Source organism: Mycobacterium sp. 155 (genome assembly GCF_000373905.1).
In the GTDB taxonomy this organism is placed as follows: Bacteria; Actinomycetota; Actinomycetes; order Mycobacteriales; family Mycobacteriaceae; genus Mycobacterium.
Map to the genome: position 1 here is coordinate 3,978,625 of NZ_KB892705.1, position 25,586 is coordinate 4,004,210.

Here is a 25,586-nt window from a genome sequence, read left to right on the forward strand (position 1 = left end):
GAATTCGGCTGTCCCGGGACACTTTTTGGCAGCCGGTACCGTGGAGCCGTGCAACGCTCGGTACGGTCGGCCACCCTGGCTCTCGCGGTGTCCGCTGCGTCGTTGCTGTCCGGCTGCGGCGTGGGCAGCGACATGATGGAGCCGCTCGCCATGCCGACATCGCAAATCAACGATGCGCACCCCCAGTCGGGTGACCCCTCGTCGGCGTCGAGTTCTCCGGCCCTCAGCGCCCAGCAGCGGTCGTATCTCGACGCGCTGGCCGCTGCCGGGGTGAAGCCGTCGAGCGATCTTCAAGCCCTGACCATCGGGTCCTATGTCTGTCAGGCGCGGGCCGCGAAGCAGAATGATCAGGCGGTGTGGGATCTTGTGCTACCCCTGGTGCGCAGTGATGTGCAAGCCAAACACGCGGTGGACGACACCGTGTCGACCTGGGACGAGTCGGCCGGGGACGTGTCGGCTGGGGAAGTCACCACCGCGGCCACCGACTACATCCGCATCGCAACCGAACGACTCTGCTAGCAGGGAGACATGGCAAAAAATTCTCGACGGAAGCGGCATCGCGTCCTGGCGCTGGTCGCAGCCGGTGCGATGGCACTCGTCGTGGTGCTCGTGGTGGCGATCGTGGTGATCGTGATGCGGCGGCCGGAGACGCCGTCTGCGCCGCCCAGCGCCCAGCCGTCCCCCGGGGTGCAGGTGCCCCCGACGTCACGTAAGCCGCGTCCGGCGTTCCAGAGCGCGGACTGCCCGGACGTCTTCGTCCTTTCGATCCCGGGCACCTGGGAGTCCTCGGTGCAGCTGGACCCGACCAACCCGGTGCAGTTCCCGATGGCGTTGCTGCTCAACGTGACCAATCCGCTGCGGGACCAGTTCGACAACTCACGAATAGAGACCTACACCGTTCCTTACACCGCGCAGTTCCACAATCCGTTTTCCGCCGACAACCAGATGTCCTACAACGACAGTCGGGCGGAAGGCACGCGGGCCGCGGTCAAGGCGCTGACGGACATGAACGACCGTTGCCCGTTGACCAGTTACGTGATCATGGGTTTCTCCCAGGGCGCGGTGATCGGCGGGGACATCGCCAGCGACATCGGCAACGGTCGCGGCCCGGTCGACGAGGATCTCGTGCTCGGCGTGACCTTGATCGCCGACGGACGTCGTCAGATGGGTGTGGGTAACGACGTGGGCCCCAACCCCGTCGGACAGGGCGCGGAGGTCACGCTGCACGAGGTGCCGACGCTGTCGGCCCTCGGGTTGACGATGACCGGCCCCCGCCCAGGGGGTTTCGGTGCTCTCAACGACCGCACCAATGAGATCTGCGGCACCGGTGACCTGATCTGCTCCGCTCCGGAGGAGGCGTTCTCGATCGTCAACCTGCCGGCCACGTTGTCGACGCTGTCCGGAAGCACCGCGGGTCCGGTGCACGCCCTTTACAACACTCCGCAGTTCTGGGTTCTCAATGGTCAGACGGCCACCCAGTGGACGTTGGCGTGGGCGCAGAACCTCATCGAGAACGCGCCGCATCCCGCACACGGATAACAGTTCGGCCACGTGCGCGCCGGATTTGGTTGGGGCCGCTGGACTCCCCTAATATTAAGAGAAAAGTAAGGGCTTCATATATGTGTAGCGAGTCCGATCGCGCGTACCATCTTCGGGGTTTGGGTACGCGCGGTCGGTTGACTGGCTGAGGCGCACCGTGAATGACGTGCGACAACAGGCTTCACGATGAGTGCGGCTCCGACGGGAGAAGAGATATGCCGTTCCACAATCCGTTCATCAAGGACGGACAGATCAAGTTTCCTGACGGCGCCAGCATCGTTGAACACGTCGAGCGCTGGGCCAAGGTGCGTGGCGACAGACTCGCTTACCGGTTCCTCGACTTCTCCACCGAACGTGAAGGCATCGCCCACGACCTGACGTGGGCGCAGTTCAGTGCCCGCAACAAGGCCGTCGCCGCGCGGTTGCAGCAGGTCACCCAACCGGGAGACCGCGTCGCGATCCTGTGCCCGCAGAACCTCGACTACCTCGTCGCCTTCTTCGGCGCCCTCTACGCGGGCCGCATCGCGGTGCCGCTGTTCGACCCGTCTGAGCCCGGGCACGTCGGCCGCCTGCACGCGGTGCTGGACAACTGCCACCCGTCGGCGATCCTGACCACCACCGAGGCCGCCGAAGGTGTCCGCAAGTTCTTCCGCAGCCGGCCCGCCAACCAACGGCCGCGCGTGATCGCCGTCGACGCGGTCCCGGATGACGTTGCCGCCACGTGGGTCAAGCCCGATCAGCCCGACGAGACCACCATCGCGTACCTGCAATACACCTCCGGATCGACCCGCATCCCCACCGGCGTGCAGATCACCCACCTCAACATGGCCACCAACATCGTGCAGATCGTCGAGGCGCTGGAAGGCGAGGAGGGCGACCGTGGGCTGTCCTGGCTGCCGTTCTTCCACGATATGGGTCTGGTCACCGGGCTGATCGCCCCGATGATCGGTCACTACTTCACCTTCATGACCCCGGCCGCCTTCGTGCGCCGTCCCGAGCGCTGGATCCGCGAGATGGCCCGCAAGGAAGGCGACACCGGCGGCGTCATCTCGGTGGCTCCCAACTTCGCCTTCGACCACGCTGCTACTCGCGGTGTCCCCAAAGATGGCGCCGAGACGTTGGACCTGTCCAATGTCAAGGCCGTGCTAAACGGCAGTGAGCCGATCTCTGCGGCGACCGTGCGCCGGTTCAACGAGGCGTTCGGCCCGTTCGGGTTCCCGGCCAAAGCCATCAAACCGTCCTACGGACTGGCCGAGGCAACGTTGATGGTGTCGACTACCCCTGCCGCCGAAGAGCCCAAGATCATCACGGTCGACCGCGACGAACTCAATAGCGGCCGGATTGTCGAGGTGGCCGAGGATTCCCCGAAGGCCGTCGCACAGGCCTCCGCAGGCCAGGTCGGCATCTCCGAATGGGCCGTCATCGTCGACGCCGAAAGCGCCAGCGAACTGCCCGACGGACAGATCGGCGAGATCTGGATCAGTGGCGAGAACATGGGCACCGGCTACTGGGGCAAGCCCGAGGAGAGCCGCGAGGTGTTTCAAAACACCCTCAAGTCACGGACCAGCCCGTCGCACGCGCAAGGCGCGGCCGACGACGCCACCTGGGTGCGCACGGGCGACTACGGCGCCTTCTACGAAGGTGACCTCTATATCACCGGCCGCGTCAAGGATCTGGTGATCATCGACGGCCGCAACCACTACCCACAGGATCTGGAGTATTCGGCGCAGGAGGCCAGCAAGGCTGTGCGCACCGGATATGTGGCGGCCTTCTCGGTGCCGGCCAACCAGTTACCCGACGAGGTCTTCGAGAACGCCCACGCCGGGCTGCACCGTGACGCCAGCGACACCTCTGAACAGCTCGTGATCGTGGCCGAGCGGGCGCCGGGCGCACACAAGCTCGAGGTCGGCCCGATCTCCGACGACATCCGCGCCGCCATCGCGGTGCGGCATGGGGTCACCGTCCGCGACGTGTTGCTGACCGCGGCGGGAGCCATCCCGCGCACGTCGAGCGGCAAGATCGGCCGCCGCGCCTGCCGGGCCGCCTATCTGGACGGCACCCTGCGCAGCGGCAAGATTGCCAATGCCTTCCCAGACGAGACCGACTGATGAGCGCTTGCGCGAAGAAGAGATGGCACTGATGAGCGCTTGCGCGAAGAAGAGATGGCACTGATGAGCGCTTGCGCGAAGAAGAGATGGCACTGATCTGCGTTAGACATGTCGCCGACTCCCGCGGCCGGTCTGAGACAACAGTGAGCTGAACCCCGCACGCGAGGAGGACAACCCGCGATGGATGAAACACAGAACGACTCGAATCTTCCAGCGACCACCGAGTCTGCCGGCCAATCGACGTCGCGCCCCGACATGACGGTCGCGGAGATGCGTGAGTGGCTGCGTAAGGCGGTGGCCACCGCCACCGGGCAGTCGCCCGATGCCATCGATGAGACCACCCCGCTGATCGAGCTTGGCTTGTCCTCGCGTGACGCGGTGGCGATGGCCAGCGACATCGAGGATCTCACCGGTGTGACACTGACGGCCACGGTGCTGTTCCGGCACCCGACCATCGAGTCGCTGGCCACCGTGATCATTGAGGGTGAGCCCGAACCCGAGAACACCGGTGACGAGGACTGGTCCCGGGATGTGGACGAGGACAGCTTCAACATCGCCATCGTCGGCGTGGCAACCCGCTTCCCGGGGGACCTGAACACTCCTGACGAGATGTGGACCGCGCTGCTCGAGGGCCGCGACGCCATCACCGATCTGCCCGAGGGCCGGTGGGAGGAGTTTCTCGACGAGCCGCGCATCGCCGAGCGAGTCGCCAAGGCCCGCACCCGCGGCGGCTACCTCAAGGACATCAAGGGCTTCGACTCCGAGTTCTTCGCGTTGTCGAAGATGGAAGCCGACAACATCGACCCGCAGCAGCGCATGGCGCTTGAGTTGACGTGGGAAGCCTTGGAGCACGCCCGGATTCCGGCGTCGAGCCTGCGCGGGACCAGCGTCGGGGTGTACATCGGCAGCTCGACCAACGACTACAGCTTCCTGGCGATGAGCGACCCGTCTGTTGCCCACCCGTATGCGATCACCGGAACCGCGAGTTCGATCATCGCCAACCGGGTTTCGTACTTCTACGATTTCCGCGGCCCGTCGGTCGCGGTGGACACCGCATGTTCCAGCTCGCTCGTGGCTGCGCACCACGGCGTGCAGGCGCTGCGCTCCGGCGAGGCCGACGTCGCGGTGGTGGGTGGCGTGAATGCGCTGATCACCCCGCTGGTGACGGTCGGTTTCGACGAGGTCGGCGGCGTGCTGGCAGCTGACGGGCGCATCAAGTCGTTCTCGTCGGACGCCGACGGCTATGCCCGTGCCGAGGGCGGCGGCATACTGGTGCTCAAACGGGTATCCGATGCGCGCCGCGACGGCGACCACATCCTGGCGGTCATCGCAGGCAGTGCGATCAACCATGACGGCCGGTCCAACGGTCTGCTCGCGCCCAACCCCGACGCGCAGGAGGCCGTGCTACGCAAGGCTTACAAGGACGCGGGAATCAACCCGCGGACCGTCGACTACATCGAGGCGCACGGCACCGGCACCATCCTGGGCGACCCGATCGAGGCCGATGCGCTCGGCCGAGTGGTCGGCCGCGGCCGTGACGCCGATAAGCCAGCCCTGCTGGGTGCGGTGAAATCCAATGTGGGACACCTGGAGTCGGCCGCGGGCGCGGCCAGCCTGGCAAAGGTGACGCTGTCGCTGGCCAACGACAAGCTGCCACCGTCGATCAACTACGCGGGACCCAACCCCTACATCGACTTCGACAAGGAACATCTCAAGGTCAACGACACCCTCTCGGAGTGGCCGCGCTACAGCGGGCACGCCATCACCGGTGTGTCGGGCTTCGGGTTCGGTGGCGCCAACGCGCACCTGGTGCTGCGCGAGGTGTTGCCCAGCGATCTGACCGAGCCCGAACCGAAACCCGAAGCCGTCGAGGATAAGTCGGCTTCCGACGCCACCGACGCGGTATACGTCGGTGGCGTGCGGATGGATGAGTACGGCGAGTTCGTGCACAATGAGCCGCTTGCGCGAAGAGCAACAGACAGCGATGAGCCGGAAGTGGACGAGTACCCGGCCTACGGCTCCGCTGATTACGAGGCGACCTACGAGCTGCCGGGCCTGACTGACGAGGCTAAGCGCCTGCTCGAGGTGGCCCGCGAGGAACTGGCTGCCGCTGAGGCCGCCGAGCCCACCAAGAAGGTTGTCCCGCTGGCAGTTTCGGCGTTCTTGACGTCACGCAAGAAGGCGGCCGCGGCCGAGTTGGCGGACTGGATCGATAGCGCTGAGGGTCGGGCGTCGTCGCTCGAGTCCATCGGGCGTTCGCTGTCGCGACGCAACCACGGCCGTTCCCGCGCGGTCGTGCTGGCTCACGACCACGACGAGGCCGTCAAGGGTCTGCGCGCGCTGGCCGAGGGCAAGCAGCATCCCAGCGTGATTACCGCCGACGGGCCGGTTACCAACGGGCCGGTGTGGGTGTTGGCCGGATTCGGTGCGCAGCACCGCAAGATGGGCAAGAGCCTGTACCTGCGCGACGAGATCTTCGCCGAATGGATCAACAAGGTCGACGCCCATGTGCAAGACGAGCTGGGCTATTCGATCGTCGAGCTGATCCTCGACGACTCGAAGGACTACGGCATCGAGACCACCCAGACCGTGATCTTCGCGATCCAGGTTGCGCTCGGTGAGCTGCTCAAGGCACATGGCGCCAAACCCGGTGCGCTCGTGGGACAGTCGCTCGGCGAGGCTGCCGCGGCCTACTTCGCCGGCGGCCTGTCGCTGGCTGACGCGACCCGCACGATCTGCTCGCGCGCGCACCTGATGGGTGAAGGCGAGGCGATGTTGTTCGGCGAATACATCCGGCTCATGGCGCTCGTGGAGTACTCGGCCGACGAGATCAAGACGGTCTTCAGCGATTTCCCCGATCTTGAGGTGTGCGTCTACGCCGCGCCGACCCAGACCGTCATCGGCGGCCCGCCCGAGCAGGTCGACGCGATCATCGCGCGCGCCGAATCGGAGGGCAAGTTCGCCCGTAAGTTCCAGACGAAGGGCGCCAGCCACACCCAGCAGATGGACCCGCTGCTCGGTGAGCTTGCCGCGGAAATTCAAGGGATCCAGGCGCATCCACTGACCACGGGCTACTTCTCGACCGTGCACGAGGGCAAGTTCATCCGCTCAGGAAGCGAGCCCATCCACGACGTGGAGTACTGGAAGAAGGGGCTGCGGCACAGCGTCTACTTCACCCAGGGGATCCGCAACGCGATCGACAACGGGCACACCACGTTCCTGGAGCTCGCCCCGAATCCGGTGGCGCTCATGCAGGTTGGGCTCACGACAGCGCCCGCGGGGCTGCACGACGCGCAGCTGGTCCCCACGCTGGCCCGTAAACAGGACGAGGTCGCCTCGATGACCACGGCCATGGCGCACCTGTACGTGCACGGTCACGATCTGGACCTGCGCACGCTGTTCCCGCGCAAATCCAGTGGCCTGGCCGGTGCGCTCGATTTCGCCAACGTCCCGCCGACCCGGTTCAAGCGCAAGCAGCACTGGCTCGACGTGCACTTCACCGGTGACAGCTCGGCGGTCATGCCGGGCAACCACGTTGCGACCCCGGACGGCAGGCATGTCTGGGAGTTTGTGCCGAAGGGTGCGAGTGACCTAGCGGTCCTAGTGAAAGCCGCTGCCGCACAGGTTCTTCCGGACGCCAAGCTGACCGCGTCCGAGCAGCGCGCGGTGCCCGCCGAGGGATCGCGACTGGTCACGACGCTGACGCGGCATCCGGGTGGAGCCTCGGTGCAGGTGCACGCCCGCATCGATGAGTCGTTCACCCTGGTCTACGACGCGATCGTGACCCGAGGTGGTGCGGCGACCGCGTTGCCGACCGCCGTGGGTGCCGGGGTTGTCGCCCCAGTGGTCGGCCAGGCACTGGTCGAGGACGAGGCTGAGCCCGACGTCACCGTCGGGGCGGCTCCGGAGATCCTGCAGGACAACCTCACCCAGGGCGCCAATCTCGGTGTGGGCTTTGCCAAGTGGTCACCGGACTCGGGCGAGACCGTCGCACAGCGATTGGGCACGATCGTCGGTGGCGCTATGGGCTATGAGCCCGAGGACCTGCCGTGGGAGGTACCGCTGATCGAGCTGGGTCTCGACTCGCTCATGGCGGTGCGGATCAAGAATCGCGTCGAGTACGACTTCGACCTGCCGCCGATCCAGTTGACCGCGGTGCGCGACGCGAACCTCTACAACGTCGAGGAGCTCATCAAGTACGCGATCGAGCACCGCGACGAGGTCGATCAGCTCGCCGAGTCCCAGAAGGGCAAGACCGCCGAGGAGATCGCCGCCGAGCAGGCCGAGCTGCTGGGTGGGGCGTCGAGTGTTGCCGAGGTCGAGGCCAAGCTTGCAGAGGTGAGCGGAGCGACGGGGGATAGTCGAGCGACGGGGGAGTCGGAAGCCGCTATCCCGGCTCCGCCCACCGATCCGAGCGGACCTGCTGGCCCTTCCAAGGCCACCGCGGCCGCGGCAGCGGCCAAGGTGCTCACCCAGGAGGCGGTGACCGAGGCGCTCGGTGCTGACGTTCCGCCGCGTGACGCCGCGGAACGCGTCACGTTCGCGACGTGGGCGATCGTCACCGGTAAGTCGCCGGGCGGCATCTTCAACGAGCTCCCCGCGGTCGACGAGGCTACCGCGACCAAGTTGGCCGAGCGGCTGTCCGAACGCGCCGAGGGCACCATCACGGTCGACGACGTCAAGTCGGCCACGACCATCGAGCGCTTGGCCACGATCGTCCGCGACCAGCTCGAGGAAGGTGTGGTCGACGGATTCGTCCGCACCCTGCGGGCTCCTGTAGAAGGTTCCTCACGCGTCCCGCTCTTCGTGTTCCACCCGGCCGGCGGATCCACCGTCGTCTACGAGCCGTTGATGAAGCGGCTGCCGGCAGACACCCCGGTGTACGGCATCGAACGGGTCGAGGGTTCCATCGAAGAGCGCGCCGCCGAGTACGTGCCCAAGCTGCTGGAGATGCACAAGGGTCCGTTCGTGCTGGCGGGCTGGTCGCTCGGCGGTGCGCTGGCTTATGCGTGCGCCATCGGGCTCAAGCAAGCCGGCGCCGATGTGCGCTACGTCGGGCTGATCGACTGCGTGCGCCCCGGTGAGCCGATCGACCAGAGCCAGGCGGGGATGCGGGCTCGGTGGGACCGCTACGCACGGTTCGCCGAGCGCACTTTCAACGTGGACGTTCCCGAGATCCCCTACGAGGAGCTCGAGAAGCTCGACGACGAGGGCCAGGTGAAGTTCGTCCTGGAGGTCGTCGCGCAGAGCGGCGTGCAGATCCCGGGCGGGATCATCGAGCACCAGCGCACGTCGTACCTGGACAACCGCGCCCTGGACACCATCGAGATCCAGCCGTACGACGGGCACGTCACGCTGTACATGGCCGACCGCTACCACGATGACGCGATCGTCTTCGAGCCCGCGTATGCGACCCGTAAGCCCGACGGCGGGTGGGGCGAATTCGCCAAGGACCTCGAGGTGGTGCCCATCGGGGGCGAGCACATCCAGGCCATCGATGAGCCGTACATTGCCAAGGTGGGTGCGCATATGAGCGAGGCGCTCAACCGTATCGAAGCTGAGAGCGAGAGCAAGTGACGACTGAACCGTCCCCCGCCCATTCGCCGAGGACCACCGCTGAGCTGCTGGCCGACCTCCGCGAGAAGCTCGAGCTCGCCAAGGAACCCGGCGGTGAGAAGGCCGTCGCCAAGCGCGCGAAAAAGGGTATCCCCAGTGCCCGCGCGCGGATCCACGCGCTGCTCGACCCGGGCAGCTTCCTGGAGATCGGTGCGCTGTGCAAAACCCCGGGTGACCCGAACGCACTGTTCGGCGACGGTGTGGTCACCGGCCACGGCACCATCAACGGCCGCCCGGTCGGCGTGTTCAGCCACGACCAGACGGTGTTCCAGGGCACGGTCGGTGAGATGTTCGGCCGCAAGGTGGCCCGACTGATGGAATGGGTGGCCATGGTCGGCTGCCCGATGATCGGCATCAACGACTCCGGCGGCGCGCGCATCCAGGACGCGGTGACCTCGCTGGCCTGGTACGCCGAACTCGGCCGTCGCCACGAGCTGCTGCGCGGCATGGTGCCTGAGATCTCCATCATCCTCGGCAAATGCGCAGGCGGCGCGGTGTATTCGCCGATCCAGACCGACCTCGTGGTCGCGGTGCGCGACCAGGGCTACATGTTCGTCACGGGACCGGACGTCATCAAGGATGTCACGGGTGAGGACGTGACCCTCGACGAGCTCGGCGGCGCGGACGCACAGGCCCGCTACGGCAACATTCACCAGGTGGTCGAGGACGAGGCCGCGGCGTTCCAATATGTGCGTGACTACCTGAGCTTCCTGCCTCCCAACACCTTTGACGATCCGCCGATCGTCAACCCGGGCCTGGAGCCCGAAATCACGCCGCACGACCTTGAGCTGGATTCCATCGTGCCGGACGCCGACAACATGGCCTACGACATGCACGAGATCCTGTTGCGGATCTTCGACGACGGCGACGTGTTCGACGTGGCCGCGCAGCGCGGGCAGTCGCTGATCACCGCTTTCGCGCGGGTCGACGGGCACCCGGTCGGGGTGATCGCGAACCAGCCGATGCACATGTCGGGTTCGATCGACAACGAGGCGTCTGACAAGGCCGCCGGTTTCGTCCGGTTCTGCGACTCCTACAACCTGCCTTTGGTTTTCGTGGTCGACACCCCGGGCTTTCTGCCGGGTGTCGAGCAGGAGAAGGGCGGCATCATCAAGCGCGGCGGGCGGTTCCTCAACGCCGTCGTGGAGGCCGACGTGCCAAAGGTGACCATCACGATCCGCAAGTCCTACGGCGGTGCGTACGCGGTGATGGGCTCCAAGCAGCTCTCGGCCGACCTGAATTTCGCGTGGCCCACCGCACGCATCGCGGTGATCGGTGCCGAGGGTGCGGCGCAGCTGCTGGTGAAGCGCTTCCCGGATCCCACCGCGCCCGAGGTGCGTAAGATCCGCGACGAATTCATCAAGGGCTACAACGAGAACATGGCCACGCCGTGGATCGCCGCCGAGCGCGGGTTCATCGACGCGGTGATTCAGCCGCACGAGACCCGGCTGCTGCTGCGCAAGTCGCTGCACCTGTTGCGCGACAAGCAGAATCACGCTCGCATCCAGCGTAAGCATGGTCTGACCCCGATCTAGCGCGAGCAGACACTGCGGTCCACGACACGCCGCCGTTCCGGTACCGCAGTGTCTGCTCACTTATCAAGTCCCACAAGGGAACCACGCTGTGCATAGCGTCCCCGCCGAGAGTGCATTCAACCCAGCTGTCCAAGCAGCACCTGTAGCAACCGGCGCGCGGCTACGATTCGAACCGTGTCAGGCCTAGAAGATCATCCTGTGGTGACGGTTGCCGCGGGTGCGGCAGCGACCGCCGTCGTCGGCGCCGGAGCGGTCTACCGCGGTGTGGAGCGGCTGCCCGTGGTAGGCGGGCTGCTCAAGCAGGCGCGCAGCGATCTGTCCGCGCGCGGTGGGCGCGTCATCGCCGCTGGCGTCGAACCAGTCAAGGCGGTCGTGGCCGCCATCGCCGTGCAGGTCGTCGACATGGTCCTGGACGAGCTCGACCTCAACGAACTGGTACGCGAGCGCGTCGACCTCGTCGGGCTGGCCAACGAGGTGGTCGACGGAATCGACCTGCCTGCGATCATTCGCAAGTCGACGGATTCGGTGACCGCCGAGGTGATGACGGACGTCCGCAGTCAGAGTGAGCGGGCCGACGACGTGGTGTCCGGCTTCGTCGACCGGTTGCTGGGCCGCGGGTCACAGCCGTGATCGAGGATGTCCGAACGGCTGGAATCGTGAGTCGGGGAGTGGCCGCGGTGATCGATCTGGCCGTCGTCGGAGTCGTGCTCTCAGCGTTGTACATCGGCCTGATCCTGATGCGGTTGATGTTCGGCCCCACTACATTCATCCTGCCGACCGTGTCGGCGATCTTCTCCTCGGTGGTGATGTTCACCGTCTCGGTGCTCTACCTGACGGCGTGCTGGGCGGTGTCAGGCTGCACCATCGGCGCGGTCGTCATGGGGCTGCGAGTGGTGGGGCGCCGATGTGACCGGTTGCCGCCGGTGGTGGCGCTACTGCGCGCCGTGGCCTACGTGCTGTTCCCCGTCGGCTTGCTGTGGGTCGTGGTTGATGCGCGGCGAAGATCGTTGCAGGACATCGTCTTGGGTAGTCGCGTGGTGTACGTGCGGGTGTAGCTTGTTTCCGCTGCGGTCCGGCATTATCAGAGGTTGGATGGCATCATGTCGAACCACTTCACCGGGCTGAGCCTCGGGCCACCGCTGGGCGATCAGCGACTCGATTTATGCGATCTGTATGCCTTCCAGTCACCGGCAGATCCGGAGCGCACGGTGTTGATTCTCAACGCCAATCCGCAAGCCGACGCGCTGCATCCCGATGCCATCTACCGCCTGGCCATCGACAACGACGGTGACCTGCGCAATGACATAGCGTTCAGCTACGTCTTCTCCGAACCGGTCGACGGCCGTCAGACCGTGGACGTGTACCTAGCGTCCGGCGACGACGCGGAATCGCCCGAAGCGGTGGGGGAACGGCTCTTCACCGGTGTCGAGGTGTCATTCGGGCGGGAGCCGGTGATCGCCCGGACGAACGCCTACACGTTCTTCGCGGGCGCCCGCAGCGACGCCTTCTTCTTCGACTTCGACGGCATCAAGAACCTGTTCGACACCACCGGCGGCCGCAATTTCACCGCGCTGCACCTCAGTGGCCAATTCCCGTGGACGGGTGTGGATTCCAACATCGAGGCCAATGTGTGCTCGATGGTCTTGGAGTTGCCGACCGAACAGCTCGGCGCCGACCCGGACATTCGGATCTGGGGTCGGTGCAGCGTGCGCATCGACGGTGAGCTCCTACACGTGGACCGGGCCGGGCATCCTTCGGTGAGCAGCTTCTTCAACACCGACGACACCAAGCTGGAGTACAACGCCAGCGTTCCGATCCACGACCGGGAGCGCTGGATGGGCCTGTTCATCCACTTGCTGGGGCACACCGGTGGCTACTCACATGACGAGGCGATCGCCGCCATCGACGCCGAGGGCATCCTGCCCGACATGTTGACGTTCAACCCGTCGAAGCCCGCCAAGTATCCGAACGGCCGGGTGTTCACCGACGACGTGATCGACTACCGCCTGGCGTCGTTGACCAAGGGTGACTGTCCGCCCTCGGGGCTCAGCCCCCATACCGACACCCTGCGGGTTTTCCCGTATCTGGGGCCGCCGCACTGAAGTACTTTTCCGCCGAATGGCCAGTTATGTACGCGTACCGCGAAAAAGCGTGCAGTAACTGGCCACTCGACGCGAAGTGCTAGGGCTGGATGCGGATCTTGCCCGGCGTGTACAGCCCGCTGCGGGTGGCGGTGCCCAGGTCGATCTGCGCCGGTGTGGCGTCGACGATGGTGTCGAACCTGCGCAATGAGCCCCAGTCCCGGCCCCAGTCCTTGTTCAGATACGCCGCCATCACGTGTTGCCGCAGCAGCACGTCTGTGATGCCCAGCAGGCCACCGTTGATGCCGTCCTCCCAGGTGTCGGTGTCCTTCATCTTGGCGTTGTAGTCCGGCGTGATGCGGAACTTCGGGACCTCGGTGACGCCGTTGGCGTGCAGCATCGGTTGCTGGCACGGGAAGGCCAGGCCGACTGCCCAATCCATCAGTACCGGCTGCTCTGAGCCGATGTACTGCTGAACGGTCTTGACCTCGGGCACCCGCGGCGGGGTGATGGCGATCCAGTCGCCCAGGCTCAGTGACTTGTCCTCGGCGATGACCCGGACGAACGTCGCGTCGGCCGGGATCTGACTGCGGTCGAACCGCAGGTTGCGCCACGACGGGATGGGCCCGAGGTCATAGGGCACCAGCCGGCCCGCGGCCACCGGTGCACCGTCGGGCCCCGGACGTCCGTATTCCAGCTCGACGGTCTGGCCCTCGGTGCGGCCGTTGAAAACGCTATTACCCGTGATGGTTCCGGCAGCGGTCACGACGACCAGCGGGCTGCCGGGATCGGGGGCGGGCAGCTGGTACCACGCCGACGCGAGCTTGCTCTCCTGCTGCGCAGACCCTTCCACGTAGCTGCCGGCCACCGGAACCCGGGCCGGGTCCAGACCGTAGGGCAGCGGCACGGTCGAACCGTTGATGCCCGGGGTCTTCAGCTTGGCCGGAGCATCCCAGTCGGAATCGATGCCCGGTATCGGTACGGTCAACCGAATCGCTTCGGCGACAATGTGATCCGGAACACCGTTGGGGGTGAACCCGGTCGGTGCGGTGCCGCCCAGCGGGCCCAGCGGGCCGTAGTCACCGGGCAGCGGCGTCAGGAAGCCGTTGTTGGTGTCGGGTTCGACCAGCACGTCGTCGGCCAGACCACAACCACCGCTTAGCGCCTGCAGGTTGGACGATGCATTGGAGTAGGTGCCGTGCTGGCGTACCACGCCGTAGAGCATCGAGCCGACGAACACGACGCACATGAACCCCGCCGCGAGCGGTACCGGCGCCGTGGTCAGCACCCGGGTCAGCTTGCCGCCTGTCCCCGGACGGAAATGCAGCCAGAACGCCCACAGTGCGGTGATCACGAACAGCGTGAAGAAGATGGTGCTCACGGTGATGCCACCGATGGCCGGCTTGTCGTTGTTGAACGGCACGCCGTAGCTGGAGACGTACCACCAGCCGTTGGTGGTGGCGAAACACAGTGCCATCACGAACAGCACAGCCGAGGTGAATGCCATGCGGTTGCGTGCCGACCGCAGCACCGCGGGCGACGCCAGCACGGTGACCACCGCGGCCATCGCCGCACCCACGGCGGCGAACAGACCGAAGTGGTGCACCCACTTGGTCGGGGTGAACATCAGGCAGAACATGGTCGCGAAGATGATGCCCATCAACCGCCACACGGGTCCGCGGGCCACGCCGGGAATCCTCTTGCGCCGCAACATGATGAACATCGAGGTGAACAGGCTCAGCGCGGTGATCATGAAGCCGAACCGGCGCGACAGCGATCCGTCGACCGTCGGCAGGATCAGGTAGTAGTAGCGCAGGTTCTCGGTGTACCAGGCCTGGCTGGGCCCGATGGCCGTGCGAATCCTGGTGGCCTCCAACACCGTTGCCAGTGTTTGGTCGGCGAACACCACCGTGAGGATCACGGTTCCGGCGGCCAGCAACGGCAGGATCAGCGGCCACGTGCCGACCACCTTGTGGCGCTGCACCAGGATGCGCACGATCGGACGGCCACCGGCCAGCAACGCGGCAACCGCGATGAGCCCGGTGGGTTGGATGCCGAGGGTGAACGCCGCCGCGATGATCGCCAGCGCGGCGGGGGTGACCCTGCTGGAAATGATGGCACGTTCGATCAGCACGTAGGTGATCAGCGCGCCGGTGGCGATCTGGCCCTCGGGACGCAGACCGTTGTTGAACGGCATCCAGGCGGCCATCAGCACCAGGCCTGCGGCCCACAGGGCGGGCTTGCTCGCGATGACGGCGGGCCCAAGCCGCGGCAGCACCTCGCGGGAGAGCAGCAGCCAGCACACCAATGCGCAGATCAGGTCGGGCAGCCGCATCCAGATGCTGGCGTCGCTGACATGGGTCATCAGCGCCAGCAGGTTGTAGAACCAGCCGAACGGGTCTTCGGGGCTGCCGAACCAGCGGAAGTAGTTCGACATGTATCCGGCGTGATCGGCCACGCGGGCCATCTGCAGGATGTAGCCGTCGTCGGACGAGTTGGCGCCGATCACATGCCACACCAAGAACCCGCCGACCACCACCACGTCGACCGCGCTGAACGTGCGCCAACGCGACGGGATCAGGGTGTGCATCCGGCGGCCGTCGAGCCGGTCGAGGCGCCACAGCGCGAGCACCGCGATCACGGTGGCCGCGATGCCCAGCAGCATCGCCGTCAGCTTGAGCGCCGTCGGGGTGGTGGTGAACCGGGTGTCGATGGTCGCCGACAGGGAAAGTCCTTGCGGCGCAGGCCCGCTCAGGTCGGTGAAGACGCCGACGATCGCCGGCCGCAGATTCGGGTCGGCGAAGCCCGTGCGCTCCTGCCCGCCGTCGGTACTCGTCAACCCGACGAACGTGGCGAAGGTGCCCGCCTCCGAGGACGTGATCTCGATGCGGGAACATCCGGGGCTGCCGGCACCGCCGACCGCTTTCTCCCGGGGAACGCTGGCGATCACCACGTTGCGGTCGGTGATGTCGACGCGCTTGCTGGTGACGTTGACGAACAGCGCGTTGAGCGGGGCCTGTCGGCCCTCCTTGGGTGCGGTGCCCAGCACCAGGGCACCTTCGGGCGGCAGTGAGCGGATCAGGTCACACGGGATCGTCGCCGTCATATTGACCGGCGTCTCGCTGATCAGCGGTGCGGTAACGCTGTTCAGCTGCCCCCCCTGGGGCCAGTTCAGCGTCGCCGTCGTCTGCACCACCGGCAGCAGCGGCGTCAGCACCGAGCAGACGAACCCGATCAGACCGGCGATCATGGCGACCCAGCGGGCCGTCTTCACGTCCTTCGCCGCCGCCGGCGCACTCTCGGCGGGCTTGAGTTCCGTCGTGGTCATGGCAGGGCCCGGATCGGTCCGGGCCGGCTGAAGCCGAACACTCGCTTTGTCCCCTGATCGATGTGGGCAATGGGTGCCGCCTCAGGCGGTACCACCGGGTCGTACTTCTCGATCGAGCCCCAGTCGCGATACCAGTCGTCGCGCAGATACGTCGGGATCGTCGACGTGCGCAGCAGCGCCTGAATGAACAGGAAGGGGCCACCCTTCTGGGCGGACTGCCACATATTCGACGACACCACCACTTGCTTGACGTTGGGCAGGATGCGGTACTCCGGCAGCTCGGCAACACCGAGGTGCTCGGAGAACGGGCGCTGGCACGGGAAGTTCGCGGCGGTCGCGATGTCCATCAGGATGGGGGTCTGCGAACCGAGGAACCGCTGCGCGGTCTGTAGCGTCGGCACCCGTGGCGGGGTGAACCCGAACCACTGGTCATCGCTCAGGTTCGGGTCGTCGGCGACGATGCGCGCCACGTTGGCCTCGGCCGGCGCCCAGGCCAGCGGGAAACGCAGGTTGCGCCAAGCGAATTGGGCGAACACGTCGATCGGCTGGACCGAGTTGAGCGCATGGTAGCTGCCGTCGGGACGGTGTACACCCCACTGCAGCTTCAGCGACTGGCCGTAGTGGAATTCGTGCTCCTCGTCGTAGTACCAGATGGCGCCGGCGGCGGCGACGGTGACGAGCGGCCGGTCGGGGCTGCGGGGCGGCAGCTGATACCAGGCCGAGGTGGCCTTGGCGGCGACGGTGTTCTCCTTGTAGCTGCCCATCACCGGGGTGCGGGCGGGGTCGAGACCGAAGGGCAGGAACACGCGGGATCCGTTGATGCCGGTCGGTCCGTAGCCGCCGCCCGTGCCTGCCGCGTAGGCGATACCGACGTTGGGTTTGTTGGGGGAGCCGTCGGAATTCACGGTGCCGGGGTTGGCGACGACGGGTTTCGGCGGCTCCAGGGTGTCGCTGATCCCGTTGGGGGTGAACCCGACCGGATTCTCGCCACCGAGCGGCCCGTACTCGCCGTAGGTCTGGCCCGGTACGGGCTGCAGCATGCCGGCGTTGGTGTCGGCTTCGACCAGGACGTCGTCGGCCATCGCGCAGCTCGTGTTCGACAGCCCCGAACTCAGTGCGCTCAGGTTAGCTTTGGCGGTGGTGTAGACGGGGTAGCGCTGGACGAAGCCCTTGGCCATCGAGCCGACCTCGAGCACAACCATGATGATCGCGACCACCAGCAGCGGTGTGGAGGCCAGTGCGCGGTTGCGCCGGGTATTGGCCACTTCGGTGTGCCCGGCGTAGTCGATGCGGAAGTGCAGCCAGCCGGCGAGCACCGCGGTGATGATGGCCAGCACCAGGAACATCGTGGTCACGGGGTGCCCGGCGAGCACGGGCTGGCGGTCGAACCACGGCACGCCGAAGTTGCCGATGTAGAACCAGCCGTTGATCCCGGACGTCGCCCAGGCCAGCACGAACAGCAGCGCCGTCACGTACAGCGCGAGGTTGCGTCGGCTGTGCAGGCCCACCAGGGCGAACGCGAACGCCGTAACGCCGCCGAGCGCGCCGGCCAGCCCGGCGAACTCACCGAACTGCACGGCCCATTTGGTCGGTGTGAAATGCAGCAGCAGCAGGCCGATCGCGGTGACACCGAGCAGCCGCCACACCGGGCCGCTGGCCAGCCCGGGTACCCGGCCCTTGCGCAGCAGCACAGCCATCATGCCGAACAGGCACAGCAGCATGGTCAGCACCGCGAACCGCCGAGTCAGCGAGCTGTCCACAGAATCTTCCACGGTGAGGAAGTAGTAGCGCAGGAACTCCTGGTACCAGGAGATGGTCGGGCCGACGGTGTACTTGATCCGGGCCGATTCGGCGACCGTGGCCAGGGTCTGGTCGCGGAACACGATGACGAAGACCAGCGCGGCCGACCCGGCCAGGGCCGCCAGCGCGGGCAGTGCGATACGCCGGGCCCTCATGATGCCGACGACGGCACGGGCCCCGACCAGCAGCGGTGCCAGCGCGATGAGGCCCTGCGGGGCCAGCGTCACGCTGAACATCGCCACGATGACAGCCACGCAGGCCGGCCACAAACGGCGTGTTCCAATCGCATTTTCTATGAGCGCCCACACCGCGAGCACGCCGAAGGCGATCAGCGGCTCCGGCCGCAGGCCGTTGTTGAACGGCAGCCAGGCCGCCAGAAACACCGCGCCGGCCGTCCACACCGCGATGCGGTTGGTGGCGAGTTTGCGACCCAGCCGGGGCAGCACCCAGCGGCTCAACAGCAGCCAGGTGCCGATGGCGGCCAGGGTTGCGGGCACCCGCATCCATACGCTTGCGGTGCTGATGGCAGCGAAGTGCGCGAGCACCGACTGATACCAGTCGAAGGGAGCCTCGGTGGTGCCGAAGTAGCGGAAGTAGTTGGCGGTGTAGCCGGCGTCGGCGGATACCCGTGCGATGGTGAGGTTGTAGCCGTCGTCGGATGAGATGGCGCCGATCATGTGCCACAGCAGCAGCGTCCCGACGACGCCTGCGTCGGCGATCCATGTCGCAACGGGCACTCGTAGAAATCGGCGCCACGCACCGCGCACCCGGTGGGCGCCGTGGTGGTCCAGCACGGCCAGCGCCACGATCGAGGCCACCACGCAGACCACGCCGAGCGCCATCACCAGCAGCTTGAGCGCCGTCGGGCTGGTGATGAACCGGGTGTCCACGTCTACCCGTGCCGACAGGCCGGGCTGCGGCGCCACCTTCAGATCGGTGAACACGCCGGCGACCTGGGGTTTCTTCTCGACGGCCGCGGTGCCGGTCGCGCCGGGAATGCCGGCGAAGTCAGCGCCCACACCGCCGAGGTTGGCCCAGATGTGCAGCGCGCTGCACGTCCCCGCGTTGACTGCGGCACGTGGCGCGACGGCGGTGACGGTGTCGCGGAACGCGACGAAGACGGTGTCGGCGGTGGCCCGGACGAACAGACCGTTGCGGGTGGCGTCGATGCCATCGGGCGGAATGGTGGAGAACACCAGCCCGCCCGCCGCGGGCAGGGTCGCGATGGCGTGACAAGGGATGGAGACGTCGAGGGCCTGCGGGGCCCCGGACACCAGCGGCGCCGTGATGTTGGTGATGTTGCCGTCGGTACCGGTGCCCTGCGGCCACAGGATGGTCGCAGTGGTCTGTTTGACCGGCAGCAGTGGGACCAGTCCGCACAGCACCACACCCGCGACGCCGGCGATGATCGCGATCAGGCGAGCGATGCGGGTTCGATCAGTGGCTGTATTACCTGTTTCTCGTTCATGTCGCTCATCGCCCGGCACGAGGGTCGATGGTATGCGACCCACATGTGAGTCCCGGTTTCCCCTGCCGCGTGGTCGCTGAGTCGTGATCCGCTCAGCTGGGCCGTAGCGGAGCCGGGCTCCACCACCCGCTGCGGGTGGCGGTTCCCAGGTCGAGCCGGGCCGGCACGGCGTCGGTGTACCACGGTGTCAGCCGCTGCAAAGAACCCCAGTCCCGGAACCAGTCGTCTTTGAGATAGGTCGGCACTGTCGCGGCCCGGAACATCAACTCGGTGATGCCCAGTGGCCCGCCGCCCAGGTAGTCCATCACCGGCGAGTTGGCCTCCGCGCCGAACCGGTCCGGCAGGATCCGCCACTTCGGCACCTCGATCACGCCGTACTGGTGGCCGAACGGCCGTTGGCACGGGAAGGCCAGGCCCACCAGCCAGTCCAGCATCACCGGATCGGTCGAGCCCACCACGTCCTGCAGGGTGCGCAGGGTGGGGATCCGCGGCGGGGTCACCGCGATCCAGTGCTGCGGGGCCAGATCGTCGTCGGTCGCGACAAGCCGGATCTGGGTGGCGTCGCTCGGGATGGCCGCCAGCGGCGCCCGCAGGTTCCGCCATGCCGGGGCTGACCCGACGTCGGCGAAGCCGAGACTGCCTCCCGGCCGGTCCGCGGCAGCCTGCTTGTCGGTGGCCCACTGGACCACGACCTCGCCCGCATTGAACCGTCCGGCGGCTGCCACCACGAGCAGAGGCCCGGCGGTATCCCGGTTCGGCAGCCGGTACCACGCCGAACGCAGCTCCGACGGAATCTGGGTGCCGGCCCGCCAGCTGCCCAGCACCGGTGTGGTGGCGGGGTCGAGGCCGTAGGGCAGCCGCGCGCGCGACCCGTTGGCGCCTGCCGCGGCCGTGGTCCCGCCCTCGGTTCCGCCTTGGCTGGCGGTCGTGGTGCCGGATTCGGTGTCGGCGAAGTTGGTGGAGCCGGGTTGCTCCATCACCGGGTCGGCCGAGACGTCCGACGGGATGCCGTTGGAGGTGAACCCCTGTGAGGTGACCGCACCGAGCGCCTGGCTGGGGGGCTGGTCGATCGGCGTGAGCATGCCCGCGTTCGGGTTCTCCTCGACCATCACGTCGCTGGCCAGCCCGCACGTCTTACCGGTCAGGGCCTCCAGATTGGAGCGTCCCACCGACCAGGCCGGGTACTGGTTGATCATCGCCAGAGTCAGTGACACCACCTCGAACATCACCAGCACCCACGCGGCGATCGCGAGTGGTGCCTGCACGAGCCGCTGCCATCGGCCCGGCGGGCCGGCGGGGGACACGTCACGTCCGCTGAAGTGGAACCAGGCGGCCAGCAACAGTGCCAGCACCGAGAACCCGAGGAGGATCGTGGTGAAGCCGAAGTGCCACTGCGGGAACGAGTTCGACCACGGCACGCCGAAGTTCGACACGTACCACCACCCGTTGACGGTCGCGAACGACAGCGCCGTCACGAACAGCACGGCCGCGCCGAACATGGCGCGGTTGCGTCGCGATTTCATCGCCGCGGCGGTCACCGCCACCGCGGCCAGCGCCCCCAGGGAGCCGGCCAGGCCGGCGAACACGCCGAAGTGATGGGTCCACTTGGTCGGGGTGAACATCATCGCGAAGAACGAGATGATCGTGATGCCGATGATGCGTCGGCTCGGACCCGCCGCAGTGCCGGGCACGCGGCCCTTCCGCAGCGACATGGCGATCGAAACCGCCAGCGCCAGAAGGAGAGTCAGCACCGCGAAGCGTCGAGCCACCGAGCCGTCGGGGCTCGTGGTGAACAGCCGCTCGTAACGGATGTGTTCGTCGAACCAGGCCAGGCTCGGACCCACGGTCGACTTGAAGGTGCTGGCCTGGATCTCACCGATCAGCGTCTGGTCCCGGAAGATCAGGATGATGGTGACCGTGCACGCGGCCAGGATCGGAGCCAGCAGGGCCAAGTGCCCGAAGCGGGAAGTATGCCGGGCCACAATGGTTTTCAGTGGTCCGACGGCCACCAGCAACGCGCCGATGGCGGCGATGCCGGTGGGACCGGAGAACAGGGTGAGCGCACCGATGATGATCGCTATGGCGACCGGCAGCATCCGGTTGGTGGCCACGCCGCGTTCCACCGAACACCACGTCAGCAGGATGCCGAGGGCGATGATGGGCTCGGGGCGCAGCCCGTTGTTCAGGGGTAGCCAGAACGCCAGGAACATGCCGGCCGCGGTCCATGCCGCTGCCCGGCTGTGTTTGACGGCGTGCCCGAGTCGTGGGATGACCTCGCGGCTGATGACCCACCAGCAGGCCAGCGCCATCACCAGCGTCGGCAACCGCAGCCACACGCTGGCGGTGCTGACATGCGCCCACAGCGCCAGCAGGTCGTAGTACCAGCCGAAGGGGGCTTCAGGGGTGCCGAACCAGCGGTAGTAGTTGGCCATGTAGCCGGCGTGTTCGGACACCCGGGCCATGGTGAGGATGTAGCCGTCGTCGGACGTGTTGGAGCCGACGAAATGCCACCACACCAGCACAGCGCTGACCAGCGCGTCCAGCGGCGACACCGACCACCAGCGGGCCGGCAGGAAGTGCCGCTGTTTGACGCCGTCGGCGGCGTCGAGCACGTGCAGAGCGCCCAGGGCGACGATGGTCATGGCGACGCCGATGATCATCGCCAGCATCTTGAGCAGCGTGGGGGAGCTGCTGTACCGCGTGTCGATCGTGGCCGAGAAGGTAAGACCTTCCGGCGCGGGGCCGGACAGATCGGTGAAGACGCCGACGATCTGCGGGCGGAAGTCGTAGCCGCTGCGCTCACCGCGCAGCGGCGCATTGGGATCCTGGGACGGGTCACTCGACGGGCCCTGCGTAAGTCCGACGAACTCGCCGGTGACCTTGTCGGCGTGCGCGGTGAAGGTCAGGTACTTGCATGCGGGGCTGAGCACCCGATCCAGCGAGGCGCTGACCACCGGGGTGTTGCGGACGATGACCAGCAGGTCGTTGTTGACGCGTTCGATGAGCAGACCGCGGTCGACGGCCTTGGGCGCCTGCTTGGGCACGGTCGACAGCAGGACCGTGCGCTCGCGGTACTGCGGGCCGACTAGCCCCGCGGCGGCCTGGCACGGCACGTTGATGGTCAGGTCGGTGGCGACATATCCGATCAGTGGGGCGTCGACGCTCTGCCAGGTGCCGTTCTGTGGCCAGTTGAGCTGCGCAGTGGTCTGCTTGACCGGCAGGAACGGGGTGGCGATGGCCATGATCGCACCGAGCAGACCGGCGACGATGGCGATGAGTCGCGCTGTCCGGTGGTTGGCGCCCGTAGCGATCACGGGTTTCGATGCTATCGGCGCGTCAACGGCCATCGGGAGTCGCTTTCTGACTGGCGTTCTGATCAGGCTTGCGGATGGCCAGTACGAACGGCCCCACATCCGACAGGTGGAACCGCGGATCGTCGAACAGCGCTGAGTTCAGCTCCACGTGGTAGCGGCGCACATTGGGCTGGTTCGGATAGACGTCGGAGGCCAGCCGCAGGGTGTAGGTATCGCCGGCGCCGCGGCGCATGAGAAACACCGTCGGCGCCTTCCAGGGCAGCCCGTCGAGGGCCTTGATGAACTGGTCGGCGGTGCTCAGTGTGCCCCAGCCCTCGATGGTGGCTGCGCGTTCCTTGAACTGGGCCAGCGGGTTGGCGTAGTGCGATGTCAGTCCCTGGAAGCCGTAGTACGGGTAGTACGACAGGAAGCTGTAGTCGGCGGTGAGCACCACGGTCTGGTCCCGCGGGACGCCCGTGACCTCAAGGATCTTGGCGTCGACCTCGCGGTAGTACTGCTCGGCGCCGGGCGGCCTGCGGTCAGCACGTACACCGGTGCCGTCGGTGTCGGTGTAGGCGACGTTGATGTCGGGACGCAGCACGTCGGGAATGTCCTGGCTGAACGTGAGCGCGCCGACGGCGCCGATCGTCGCTGCCACGGCGATGACGCGTCGCCGGGTGTCCGGCTGATAGCGCCGGGCGATCGCGAGCGTCGCCTCGATGAACCCGAACGCCCCCGCAGTGGTCAGCAGCACGGTCAGCATCGACTGCAGCCGGAATGACAGCAGCGTGGTGCCCACAAGCGTGGTCAGCATCGACAGCAGCGACCAGGCGTAGATCGCGACCACGCCGAAGGCCAGCGCTGCAGCCGTCTGCTCTTCGCGCGAGTTACGCGCCCGCACCACCAGCCACAGCGTGCCGACCATGCACAGCGCCCCGAGCAGCGTGAAGCTCAGCATCGGGAAGGTCAGTTGCGCGCCGGCGTCGGGCAGATAATGCTGGGCGGTGCCCTTGTCGGCGGGCCGGCCCTTGGCTGCGGCCAGCAGGTACGGGCCCCAGCTGATCAGGGCGATGAGCCCCGAGATCGCCGCGATGACGACCAGCCGCAGCAACGGGTCCCAGTGCCTGCGGGCGGCTGCCAGCAGCAGCCCCATGATGGCCAGCGTGAACGCGCAGTAGGCGAACAGCAGCGTGTAGAACAGGGCGGCCACGCCGAGGAAGATGCCGGTGCCGACGATGGCCGCCCACCCGCCGTTGCGGGTGCCGCCGTCTCCTTCTGTGCTCCTCGCGTGCGCGTCTCCTTCTGTGCTCCTCGCGTGCGCGCCCAGCCCGGACCAGGCCAGCACCAGTACGGGCGGCAGCAGCACGGTGATGATCGCGGCATACGGTTCGGCCGGCGAATAGGCCAGCATGGCGGCGGTACTGGCCGTGGTGACGACCAACGCGTACTCGAACCGGACCATGGCCGCCCACAACACGAGTGCCAGCGCCGCGGCGACGGTGATGGAGCCGATGGCCCATGGTTTGAACATCTCCCAGGCCGGGGTCCCGGTCCAGGCGGCGATCCGCCCGCCCATCCAGAACCAGCCCGCCGGGTAGTAGGGCGGCAGCCCGAAGTAGGTCATGTCATGCAGGCCCGCGGTGTCGGTGAGCCGGGTCAGGTACTCGGTGCGGAACTGCTGGTCCACCGACACCCCGAACAGGTACAGCTTGGTGGCGCCCAGCGGCATCGCCAGCGTCACCACCGAGAAGGCCGACAGGAAGATCAGCGCGGCAAGGCGGGCCAGGGTGCGCCATCCGCGCCGCCAGATCAGACCCGACACGAAAAGCCCTGCCAGGCAACCGAACTGGCCCACGGTGGTCAGGGCGTGCAACTGGTTGGAGGTGTTGTAGGCCGGCCACTGCACCCGGGCGATCGCGGTGATCGCCACGCCGGCAACCACCGAGGCGATCAGGGCGGCGATGACCATCTGGCCGACCACCCTGGCCGGACCGAGGAGTCCGGCCCGCATCAGATGGGGAGCCGACGGAAGATGGGTCGCGGGATGTGCCGCAACACCATCATCACGTAGCGGAACGCCCCTGGCGCCCAGACCAGCTCCTTGCCCTTGGCCGAAGCGGTGACCGCCAGGTCGGCGACGTATTCCTTGTCGACGGTCAGCGGGGCTTCCTTGACGTGCGCGCTCATCCGCGTGCGCACCTGGCCGGGCCGGATCACCAGTACCCGGACACCGAATTCCCGCAGTGCCTCACCGAGGCCGAGGTAGAAGCCGTCCAGGCCGGCCTTGGTCGAGCCGTAGACGAAGTTCGAGCGACGCACGCGCTCACCGGCCGCGGAGCTCATCGCGATGATGCGCCCGGAGCCCTGCGCGCGCATCTTCTCGCCCAACAGCACACCGACCGAAACGGCTGCGGTGTAGTTGATTTCGGCGATCTGCACGGCCTTGCGCTGGTTCTGCCACAGTTCCTCGGCATCCCCGAGCAGCCCGAACGCCACGATCGCGACGTCTATATCTCTGGGGCCATCGCCTCCGTCGAATGCCTTGTCGATGACCGCGGGATGGCTGGCGGTGTCGACGGCGTCGAAGTCGATCACCTCGACCTCTTTGGCGCCTGCAGCACGCATCTGGGCCACCGCACCGTCTCGGCCCGGGTCGTCGGGCAGCGCGGCCAGCACGATACGGGCCGGGGCGTTGCGCAGATAGCGCTCACAGATTGCCAGCCCGATCTCTGAGGTGCCGCCGAGCAGCAGGATCGTCTGGGGGTTACCTACGGCGTCGAACACCATCTAACGCAGCTCCAAGCCTCGGGGGACATCG

The 25,586-nt window shown here is 67.0% G+C and carries 13 protein-coding genes; 8 read left to right on the forward strand and 5 right to left on the reverse strand.

The features are described 5' to 3' along the window. Nucleotides 1–48: 48 nt before the first annotated feature. From B133_RS0118915 to B133_RS0118950, 8 genes are all read left to right on the forward strand, one after another. Entirely contained in the window at nucleotides 49–519 is a 471-nt protein-coding gene (locus tag B133_RS0118915; protein ID WP_018603275.1) for a hypothetical protein, read from the forward strand. 9 nt (nucleotides 520–528) lie between these two features. Then, entirely contained in the window at nucleotides 529–1,539 is a 1,011-nt protein-coding gene (locus B133_RS0118920) for a cutinase family protein (protein ID WP_018603277.1), read from the forward strand. A gap of 215 nt (nucleotides 1,540–1,754) precedes the next feature. After that, nucleotides 1,755–3,647 (forward strand): long-chain-fatty-acid--AMP ligase FadD32, encoded by a 1,893-nt coding sequence (gene fadD32, locus B133_RS0118925; RefSeq protein ID WP_018603279.1) that lies wholly within the window; start codon nucleotides 1,755–1,757, stop codon nucleotides 3,645–3,647. Between the two features lie 180 nt (nucleotides 3,648–3,827). Beyond that, a complete protein-coding gene (gene pks13, locus B133_RS0118930; protein ID WP_018603281.1) occupies nucleotides 3,828–9,224 on the forward strand; it encodes a polyketide synthase Pks13 in 5,397 nt (1,798 codons plus the stop codon). Then, nucleotides 9,221–10,798 (forward strand): acyl-CoA carboxylase subunit beta, encoded by a 1,578-nt coding sequence (locus B133_RS0118935; protein WP_018603282.1) that lies wholly within the window; start codon nucleotides 9,221–9,223, stop codon nucleotides 10,796–10,798. Before pks13 ends, B133_RS0118935 begins: the two co-directional genes overlap by 4 nt. A gap of 198 nt (nucleotides 10,799–10,996) precedes the next feature. Beyond that, entirely contained in the window at nucleotides 10,997–11,428 is a 432-nt protein-coding gene (locus tag B133_RS0118940) for a hypothetical protein (RefSeq protein WP_018603283.1), read from the forward strand. Continuing rightward, nucleotides 11,425–11,853, forward strand: coding sequence for an RDD family protein (locus B133_RS0118945; RefSeq protein WP_018603284.1), 429 nt, complete (start codon nucleotides 11,425–11,427; stop codon nucleotides 11,851–11,853). Before B133_RS0118940 ends, B133_RS0118945 begins: the two co-directional genes overlap by 4 nt. Nucleotides 11,854–11,898: 45 nt before the next feature. Next, nucleotides 11,899–12,900, forward strand: coding sequence for a DUF4331 family protein (locus tag B133_RS0118950; RefSeq protein WP_018603286.1), 1,002 nt, complete (start codon nucleotides 11,899–11,901; stop codon nucleotides 12,898–12,900). A gap of 79 nt (nucleotides 12,901–12,979) precedes the next feature. Here B133_RS0118950 and B133_RS0118955 read toward each other — a convergent pair whose 3' ends face one another. From B133_RS0118955 to B133_RS0118975, 5 genes are all read right to left on the reverse strand, one after another. Next, nucleotides 12,980–16,207 (reverse strand): arabinosyltransferase domain-containing protein, encoded by a 3,228-nt coding sequence (locus B133_RS0118955; RefSeq protein WP_018603289.1) that lies wholly within the window; start codon nucleotides 16,205–16,207, stop codon nucleotides 12,980–12,982. After that, a complete protein-coding gene (locus tag B133_RS0118960) occupies nucleotides 16,204–19,494 on the reverse strand; it encodes an arabinosyltransferase domain-containing protein (RefSeq protein WP_018603290.1) in 3,291 nt (1,096 codons plus the stop codon). Before B133_RS0118960 ends, B133_RS0118955 begins: the two co-directional genes overlap by 4 nt. A 73-nt stretch (nucleotides 19,495–19,567) precedes the next feature. Then, a complete protein-coding gene (locus B133_RS0118965; RefSeq protein WP_036418741.1) occupies nucleotides 19,568–22,822 on the reverse strand; it encodes an arabinosyltransferase domain-containing protein in 3,255 nt (1,084 codons plus the stop codon). Continuing rightward, nucleotides 22,812–24,779, reverse strand: coding sequence for a galactan 5-O-arabinofuranosyltransferase (locus B133_RS0118970; protein ID WP_018603294.1), 1,968 nt, complete (start codon nucleotides 24,777–24,779; stop codon nucleotides 22,812–22,814). The genes B133_RS0118965 and B133_RS0118970 overlap by 11 nt, the downstream gene beginning before the upstream one ends. Beyond that, complete coding sequence (locus B133_RS0118975) at nucleotides 24,779–25,555, reverse strand: decaprenylphospho-beta-D-erythro-pentofuranosid-2-ulose 2-reductase (protein ID WP_018603296.1); 777 nt, start codon at nucleotides 25,553–25,555, stop codon at nucleotides 24,779–24,781. The genes B133_RS0118970 and B133_RS0118975 overlap by 1 nt, the downstream gene beginning before the upstream one ends. Nucleotides 25,556–25,586: the final 31 nt, after the last annotated feature.

Bases quoted from the DNA above. Each gene is read 5' to 3' on its own strand.
- B133_RS0118975 (WP_018603296.1), bottom strand. From the start codon at position 25,555: ATGGTGTTCGACGCCGTAGGTAACCCCCAGACGATCCTGCTGCTCGGC.
- fadD32 (WP_018603279.1), top strand. From the start codon at position 1,755: ATGCCGTTCCACAATCCGTTCATCAAGGACGGACAGATCAAGTTTCCT.
- B133_RS0118920 (WP_018603277.1), top strand. From the start codon at position 529: ATGGCAAAAAATTCTCGACGGAAGCGGCATCGCGTCCTGGCGCTGGTC.
- B133_RS0118965 (WP_036418741.1), bottom strand. From the start codon at position 22,822: ATGGCCGTTGACGCGCCGATAGCATCGAAACCCGTGATCGCTACGGGC.
- B133_RS0118955 (WP_018603289.1), bottom strand. From the start codon at position 16,207: ATGACCACGACGGAACTCAAGCCCGCCGAGAGTGCGCCGGCGGCGGCG.
- B133_RS0118950 (WP_018603286.1), top strand. From the start codon at position 11,899: ATGTCGAACCACTTCACCGGGCTGAGCCTCGGGCCACCGCTGGGCGAT.
- B133_RS0118970 (WP_018603294.1), bottom strand. From the start codon at position 24,779: ATGCGGGCCGGACTCCTCGGTCCGGCCAGGGTGGTCGGCCAGATGGTC.
- pks13 (WP_018603281.1), top strand. From the start codon at position 3,828: ATGGATGAAACACAGAACGACTCGAATCTTCCAGCGACCACCGAGTCT.